This is a genomic window from Arsukibacterium sp., from assembly GCF_036735525.1.
Classification (GTDB): Bacteria; Pseudomonadota; Gammaproteobacteria; order Enterobacterales; family Alteromonadaceae; genus Alishewanella.
The window spans coordinates 1-1520 of the sequence record NZ_DAINOE010000206.1; the positions used below are offsets into that span (position 1 = coordinate 1).

Here is a 1520-nt window from a genome sequence, read left to right on the forward strand (position 1 = left end):
AATGGCTTCTTTGGCCTGTTGTGGCCAACTCGCTTCTGCTTCAATAAATTGCCGGCGGCTATGCACCCAGCACTGAGCGTGCGTTAATTCTTCATTGGCCTTAACATAACTGCTATAGGCACTGTAACCATCGCTTAATAGCGTGCCTTTGAAGCAATGTTTTAGAATGTCTTCAATATGCTGCCGCCCCCGGCTGGTGGAGAAGGTAAAGACAATTTCATCCTTATCGCCATACACCGGCCAGAAGTAACTTTGCTTCATTTTACCCGACCCGGCTTTGCCTGCCTTAATCGGGGTTTCGTCCATCGCCAGCACCTGGCTTTGTAAAATGCTGCTGAGCATGGCGTCGACTATCGGATACAGTAAATCAATACCGCGTGCGACTATGGTGCCCAAAGTGCTGCGGCTTAAGGTAATGCCCGCCGCCGTTAAACGCTGGTGTTGGCGATACAGCGGTAGGTGATATTGGAATTTATCCACCAGCAGGCCCACGATAAAGCTGACATCCGCCACGCTTTTATCCAGCACATTAAACGGTGCCGGGCTTGGCAGGATGGCTTCACTGCCTTTGTGTTTGACGATTTGCCGGTCATAGCGCAGTACTTCGAAACTGGCTGGGCGCTGCGCTAAACGGTAGGTGCTTTTTACGCCAATCACTTCATATTGGTCAGTATCATCACCCTTAAGCTCGTCTGGTATCAGCGTAATCACTTTTACCGGCACGTTGTCGTTAAAGCGTAACCCGCTGTCATTGACGCAATCATCCGGCCGCTGCTTGCCTTTTCTGCGAGTGTAAGTAATTTGCTCGGTTTCACCTTCAGGCTTGGCCAGCGGCGGCACCATGTCACCCAGTAAGCTTAATTGCATGCCCAATTCCAGCGGCCGCTGCTCAGACTTTTGGCCAAACAGCTGCTTCTCAAACCAGGCTAAGCGTTGTTTGATACCGGCGAAGGACTGTGTCAACTTCGCGAACTGTGCTTGCAGCTCATCCCAGTTGTGTTCAAGTGTACTGTGCTTTTGTGATAAACCCGCATGCTGCTTTGATAAGACCGCATGCTGTTGTGTCAATTCGGCATAGGCTTGTGCCAGGGTATCTTTTTGCTGCATCGCCTCGACTAACGCTTGCAGACGCGCGATCTCCCTGGCCTGTGCGGCCAGAGTCTCGGCATCAGCGGCCGCGTGGGGTGAGGATGAAGGCTTCATTTTCATGGTGGCAATTATACAAGCTTATCAAGCGTTTGACTGCCCATAGCGCTTCGCTTGTTTGTGGCGAAGCACGGTAATTCCGTCAACGATCATATGCAGGCCGCTGACCGTTAAGGATTGGATCCCATCTGCCTGACTTTTTACCGGGAATTGGCCTTGCTCCAGGCGCTTGGCCCAGACACAATAGCCTGAGCTTTCGAAGTACAGCACCTTCATCTGGGTTTTGCGGGCATTAACAAACACGAAGTACTGGCCACTTTGCGGGTTATGACCCAGCTTATTACGTACCAGGGCACTTAAACCGTTAAAGGATT

The 1520-nt window shown here is 51.2% G+C and carries 2 protein-coding genes; both read right to left on the reverse strand.

What is annotated here, in order from left to right:
• Window positions 1-1209 (reverse strand): IS66 family transposase (gene tnpC, locus V7D78_RS17310; RefSeq protein WP_333609696.1); only part of this gene is annotated, 1209 nt, incomplete at its 3' end.
• A 21-nt stretch (window positions 1210-1230) separates the two neighbouring features.
• Window positions 1231-1520: IS66 family insertion sequence element accessory protein TnpB (gene tnpB / locus V7D78_RS17315; RefSeq protein WP_333609697.1), on the reverse strand; the 290-nt coding region annotated here is incomplete at its 5' end.